Source organism: Streptomyces sediminimaris (genome assembly GCF_047049295.1).
Classification (GTDB): Bacteria; Actinomycetota; Actinomycetes; order Streptomycetales; family Streptomycetaceae; genus Streptomyces; species Streptomyces sediminimaris.
Genome location: NZ_JBJWOT010000001.1, coordinates 8321591 through 8327590, shown reverse-complemented (window position 1 = coordinate 8327590; position 6000 = coordinate 8321591). Strand labels below are relative to the sequence as shown.

At 71.5% G+C, this 6000-nt stretch carries 6 protein-coding genes and 1 pseudogene; 2 read left to right on the top strand and 5 right to left on the bottom strand.

The annotated features are described in order from the left end of the window. Positions 1-3: 3 nt before the first annotated feature. Positions 4-1194, top strand: coding sequence for a beta-1,3-glucanase family protein (locus tag ACJ9NR_RS37965; RefSeq protein ID WP_412492863.1), 1191 nt, complete (start codon positions 4-6; stop codon positions 1192-1194). A 159-nt stretch (positions 1195-1353) separates the two neighbouring features. Here ACJ9NR_RS37965 and ACJ9NR_RS37960 read toward each other — a convergent pair. From ACJ9NR_RS37960 to ACJ9NR_RS37940, 5 genes and pseudogenes are all read right to left on the bottom strand, one after another. After that, positions 1354-1659 (bottom strand): annotated as a pseudogene (locus ACJ9NR_RS37960) (aminoglycoside phosphotransferase family protein); the annotation flags it as partial. Then, on the bottom strand, positions 1649-2605 hold the full coding sequence (locus ACJ9NR_RS37955) for an NADP-dependent oxidoreductase (protein ID WP_412492862.1): 957 nt from the start codon (positions 2603-2605) through the stop codon (positions 1649-1651). The gene ACJ9NR_RS37955 and the pseudogene ACJ9NR_RS37960, both read right to left, overlap by 11 nt. Positions 2606-2742: 137 nt before the next feature. Beyond that, positions 2743-3342 (bottom strand): TetR/AcrR family transcriptional regulator, encoded by a 600-nt coding sequence (locus tag ACJ9NR_RS37950; RefSeq protein ID WP_412492861.1) that lies wholly within the window; start codon positions 3340-3342, stop codon positions 2743-2745. Beyond that, complete coding sequence (locus tag ACJ9NR_RS37945) at positions 3342-3911, bottom strand: hypothetical protein (protein ID WP_412492860.1); 570 nt, start codon at positions 3909-3911, stop codon at positions 3342-3344. The genes ACJ9NR_RS37950 and ACJ9NR_RS37945 overlap by 1 nt, the downstream gene beginning before the upstream one ends. A gap of 186 nt (positions 3912-4097) precedes the next feature. Next, entirely contained in the window at positions 4098-5075 is a 978-nt protein-coding gene (locus ACJ9NR_RS37940; RefSeq protein ID WP_412492859.1) for a MerR family transcriptional regulator, read from the bottom strand. Between the two features lie 366 nt (positions 5076-5441). Between ACJ9NR_RS37940 and ACJ9NR_RS37935 the strand changes: the two genes are divergently transcribed. Continuing rightward, positions 5442-5954, top strand: a complete 513-nt coding sequence (locus ACJ9NR_RS37935; RefSeq protein WP_412492858.1) for a hypothetical protein — start codon at positions 5442-5444, stop codon at positions 5952-5954. The last annotated feature ends 46 nt before the right edge of the window (positions 5955-6000 follow it).

Here is a 6000-nt window from a genome sequence, read left to right as displayed (position 1 = left end):
CGCATGACAGCCCGTCACCAGCGCAACCTGACCCGTCGCAAGATGCTGTTCGCCCTGGGCGGCGCCGCCGTCGGCGTCCCGGCGATCGCGGCCATCGCCCCGTACGCCCTCGCGGACCAGACCAAGTCCTCGGCGAACGGCTCGCTCCCGGTGACCGTCGTCAACAACAGCGGTTCGTTCGCCAACACCTCCGTGCATCTCTACGTCGTCGGCAACCTCGACGGCAAGCAGGTACGGCTCACCCCGGACGGCACCGTCTCCCCCATCGCCCTGTCGGACAACGGAGCCGACGGCTTCACCGACTACGCCATCCCCCTGGCGGGCAGCGGCGCCACGAAGCTGTCCCTGCCCTACATGTCGGGCCGCATCTACGTGTCGCTCGGCGAGAAGCTCAAGTTCAAGGCCGTCACCGACGGCAACGGCAACGCCGCCCTGCAGTACCCGGCCGGGTGGGTCTCCTCGGACCCCAACTACGGCGTCCTGCATGACTGCGCCGAGTTCACGCACAACGCGGCCGGCATGTTCTGCAACACCACGATGGTCGACATGTTCAGCGTGCCCATGAGCATCCGGCTCACCGGTGACAAGGACCAGACGACGGGCGCCCTGCGCGACGGCGGACGCACCGCCGCCTTCGCCGCCGTCAAGCAGGTCGAGGAGTTCGCGCGGCTGGTCGTGGACGACACGCGCATCATCGCTCCCGGCCACGGCCTGGACGCGGGCCTGTTCGCCAAGGACTACTTCGCCCCCTACATCGACCAGGTGTGGAGCACCTACACCGGCAAGGACCTCAAGGTCACCACCAACGCCGGGACGTTCACCGGCCGGGTGCGCGGTGAGCGGTTCACCTTCGACGGACCGGCCTCCGTGTCCTTCGCCAAGCCCTCGACCCGCGACGTCCTCTTCTGCGACGGCAACCTCGCCGCGCCCAACGACGGCACCACCGGCCCCGTCGCCGCAGTCCTGGGAGCGGGCTTCAACCGCTCGACACTCCTCACCGACACCGCCCAGCCCGCCACCGACGCCGCCGCCTTCTACCGGGCCGACCTGACCAACCACTACGCGAAGGCGATCCACGCGGCGACCAAGGACGGCAAGGCCTACGGCTTCGCGTTCGACGACGTCGCGGACTTCGCCTCGTACGTCCAGGACGCCCACCCGACCGGCTTCACGCTCACGCTGTCGCCGTTCTGACGACCGCCCCGGCGCCCCCCACGCCACCGGCCGGCCGGGCGACGGCGAACCGGCCGACCGGTAATCGTGCGGGAACGCTGACGGCCGGCCGCCTGTCAGGGCGGCCGGCCGTCGAGGCAGGTACGGGACAGGAACGGTACGCATGCCGCGGCCGCGACGCTACTGGACCAGCAGGGCCAGCGCCTCCTTCGCGTTGTGCTCGGCGATTCCCCGCATCACCGCGCGGTGCGGGAAGTCGCCGTCGAGGAGGCGCAGGGGGCCGGCCACCAAGGAGAGACGCATCGCGAGCATGTAGAGATCGAGCCGTGCTGAATCGAGTCCGGGGCGTGACAGGGCCGGGTACTGGTCGCCGAAACGAAGCTGCAGGAACACGTGCTCCCACTCGACATCGAAGAACATCAGGCCCTCGATGCCGATGAGGACGGGATGTCCGGAGGCATCGACCAGGACGCCGCTACCCCCGAGGACCTGGTGCCTGCCCGAACTGCAGGACGAACCTTCCGCGGACGCCGCGTTGGGCGAGTGAGCGGTGTGCGTCGGCGGCCCGGACGGCGGGCAGTTGGCCGGCCACGCGGACGGTGAGCCGTCCTTCGCCGGCGAGTTCGGCGAGCCGGTCGAGCTCGGCCGCGGCCTCGACGTAGTCGCGGACGAAGATCGGGACGACGCGGACCCGGTCACTGCCGTCGCCCTGGTAGCCGCGGACGGTCACGACGGTGCCGCCGTCCTTGACAGCAGGGAGCACGGCGGCCTCCAGCACGGCGGCGTCGAGGAACCCGTCGACGCCGCCGGGGTGCCGGCGGCGCACCGCCGCGACGAAGTCGTCTCCCCGCGGCACGACCTCGTCGGCTCCGCAGTCGCGGACGAAGGCCTCGTCCTGCGGGGCGGCGTCGGCGACGACCACCAGCCGGGCCTGCTTGGCGAGCTGGACGAAGTAGCCGCCGACGGTGCCGGCGGCGCCGGTGACGGCGACCGTCGCGCCGGCCGGGAGCGCCAGCGTGTCGAGTGCGAGCCGGGCGGTGAGCCCGTTCATCGGGATGGTGGCGGCCTGGACGTCCGAGAGCCCGGCCGGGACCTTCGCCGCCGAGCGTGCCGGCACGACCAGGTCCGCGCGATAGCCACCGTGCTCCCCCGAGGGCACCACGATGGCCATGACGGCGTCCCCGATCGCGAACGGGCGGTCGACCGCGGGGCCGATTTCGGAGATCACGCCGGCGACCTCCATGCCCGGCACCCGCACCGAGTCCGCCTCGTCACGGCGCGGACGAGAACGGAGCATGGCGTCGGTCGGGTTCACCGTGGCACTGCTGACCCGGATCCTGACCTGACCGGGGCCGACCGGTTCGGCTGCCAGGTCAAGCTCGCCGAGAGCATCCGGTCCGCCTGGCTGTGTCACTCCGATTGCCTGAACCATGGTCGTTCGTCACTCCTTGTTCGTCGTCGCCCCGGTCATTCGTCGTGGCCCGGGTGGTGAGGGGCGCGGTGCCGGCCGCACCGCCGGCATCAGTCGCGGCGTGTGCTCGACGCGGTTCGTTCGGTCACGGCTTTCGGTCACGGCGATGCGGGGACGCGAAGCCCGTCGAGCAGCAGGCTGCACACCTCGTCGAGTTCGGTTGCGACGCCGGGGCTCTGCCATTCGGCCGCGTGGGCGATGTGGTGGAACCTGGTGGTGGCGTGGAAGACCGCGCGGGCGGTGGCCTCCGCGTCGTCGGTGCGGAGGCTGCCGTCGGCGGCGCCGTCGGTGATGATGACCGTCAGCTGATCCAAGAGGTCGGCGACGTGGTCGGTGGCGACGCTGCTGTGCGCGGCCGCGAGGATTCCGTAGGCGGCGAACAGCTCCGGCGCCTCGCGGATCTTGGCCTGCTTCACCTCCAGGACGGCGTGCAGCCAGCGACGCAGTCGTTGCGCCGGCGGGACCGAGCGGTCGGCGGAGACGACGGCGAGGACGTCGCGACTGCGGTCGAGCCAGCGCCGGGTCACCGCCTCGCGCAGCGCCTGCTTGGAGGCGAAGTGCTTGTAGACGGCGGCGTGGCTGACCCCCAGCGCCCGGGCGACGTCGACGACGGTCGCCTTGGCCGGTCCATGGCGGCGCAGGATGTCCTCTGTGGCCACCAGGATGGCGTCCGCGTCCAGCGGGGGCCGGGCAGGCATCAGCGCTCGCCTCCCGTTCGCTCGCCGTCCAGGAGCGCGAGCAGGGTGGGGGCATGACGTCCTCCGGCGCCGGCCCGGCGCGAGACGGTCTGCTCCACCGTGTCCGGACCTTCCCCGGTCAGCCGCAGGCCGGCGGCGTCCACCGCCTTGGTGAGAGGACGCGGCCGGCCGGCTCCGACGCACGCGAGGATGTCCCGGCGCGCGCGACCCTGCGCGAGCACCCGCTCGATCGCGAGCCGTGCGGGCGTGGCGCCGCGGGCCGTGGCGATCTCCCGCAGCCGCTCGACCGGCGCGAGGGCGGTCTTGATGTCGCCGGCGCCGGAGCGGGACAGGTGCCCGCGGTGCCGTGCGTGGCCGGCGGACGGCTGCCGTGTCCCGGTCGGCATTCCTTGCGCGAGGACCCCGTAGGCAGTGAGGCCGGGGCCCGGCTCGCGGTACGGGGGCGGCGGCTGGTCCCCGGCGCGGCTGCTGAACAGCAGGCACTCGATGTGGGCGTCCCCCCGGCCTGCCTGCACGGCCGAACCCGGCCGCCCCGCACAGACGTCGGCGCCGAGTGCTCTCTTCTTCATGCGAGAAACGCTAGGCGAGTTGGTGACAAGTTTCAAGCTTTGTAACTTGACACTTGGGCGATCTCGATTTCGCGGCGAGTGAGACAACCCCCCGCCGTTCAGGGCGCCGATCGAACCACCAGCGCGGGCAGTCGGCGACACGAACAAGCCTCGTACGGCCACCGGCCTTCCCGGCGAGCGGAACTCCTAGCGCAGGGCGGCGGCCATCCACTCCCGTATCGCCGCCGCCCGCTCGAAGTCCGGCTTGGGCGTACCGTTGACCGTCGCCACCAAGGAGACGTATCTGACCAGCAGCTGCAGGCCGGTCGCCGTGGCCATCCACTCCGCTGCCGGGCCGCTCCGGTCGAACTCGACGATGCCGCGCCGGGCCGCGTCGACGTCGTACTTCCCTGTCATGGCAGCGACCAACTCGGCCGAGTCGGCGGCCACGCGCTCGGCGATGTCCCGGGCCTGCGGCGAATCCGCGGGCACACCGGCCTGCTGGGAGGCCTGCGCCTCCAGGCGGAGCTGCCGATGCCTCTCGATGCGGGCCATCATCTCCGGTGAAGCCAACAGCTTGCCCTGCGCGGTGCCGAAGACGCGGTGGTAGAAGTCCCGCAGCGCCGTACGGAACTCCTCGTCCTGCACGATCTCGGCGATTTCGATCCAGGCCTCCAACTGCTCGGTGGACGGCTCCTCGGGCAGGTGCGGCCGCTGGCGGTGCAGCCTCTCGACATAGGTGGGATGAACGTCCAGGCCGTCGGTCACGAAATCCCAGAACTGGTCGATCAGCCGGTCACGGTCGTCGTCGGACATCGACACGAGCTTGTGCATCAGGCTCACCTGTTCCGTTGTGGTGTGCTGGCGCACGATGGTCCGCAGCACGGCACAGCGCGCCCGGGACTGCCGCAGCTGGTCCTCGGCCAACCGCAGATGCGTGACGGCCAGGTCGTGCAGCGTGGTCTCCGCGGCCAGCATCCGGCGGATGTCGTCCAGGCCCGCGCCCAGCTCGCGCAGAGTGCGCACCAGTTCGAGCCGGGCGATGGCCTGCACGTCGTACCGCCGGAAGCCGCCGTCGGTGAGGCCGGTGGGCGTGACGACGCCCTCGTCGGCGTAGAACCTGATGGCGCTCACGCTCAGGCCCGTGCGGCGGGCGACGTCCCCGATGGAGTAGAGCTCGTTCACACCGGTCACTATGGGATCTCAAGCGACCTGAGAGTCAAGGGGCCGACCGGACACACCGGAGCCCGCCCCGTCCGGAACGATCAACCGCCGGGCACGGCACCGAGCACCATCCGGTCTGCCCCAGCGCGTTTCAGGCGGCGATGCGTTCGCCGGCCGGGCGGCTGCGCCGTCGTGCCCGCCGGCCCGCGGGCGGCTGGTGGGCCCCGTCCGATACGACGCGCCACGGTCCTCGTGCGTGTCGCTGACACGGCACCGGCGTACGACGGGAGAGCCACCGCCTCAACCCGTGGGTCGACGGCACCGTCAACCCGAAGGTCAACTCGCGGGCCGACGATCGACTCGGACCCGTCCGGACACCATCGGCGCATGACGACGACCGACTACCTCATCTCCGCCGTACTGATACTCCTGGTCATTCCGCAGATTCGCGGGACCCGGCAGACCCTGCGCAACGCGCTGCTGCCCGTGGTGGCCGTCGCCGCGGCGGCCGCGTACTACTTGACGTCGTTCCCCACAGAGGGAAACGACCTTCGGCTCGACCTCGTCGGGGTGGCCGTCGGCGCGGCCTTGGGCCTTGGCTGCGGGGCCGCCACTCGGCTGCGCCATGACACGGACGGAGTCGCTCTGGCCAGGGCAGGGGGCGTCGCGGCGGCTCTGTGGGTGGCGGGCATGGCCTCCCGGGCCGGGTTCGAGATCTGGGCCACGCACAGCGGCGCGACGACCGTCGCACAGTTCAGCCGGGACAACCTGATCACGGGTGCGGCGGCCTGGACCGCTGCGCTGCTTCTGATGGCCCTCGCCCAGGTCCTTTCCCGACTCGCCGTGATCCGTGTCAGGGCCCGCCGATTCAGCACCCCAGCCACTCCGGTACGAGTCTGAACGCGATGGCTCCGGCGTCCGCGCGTCGCTCGGGAGGCAACCCCTC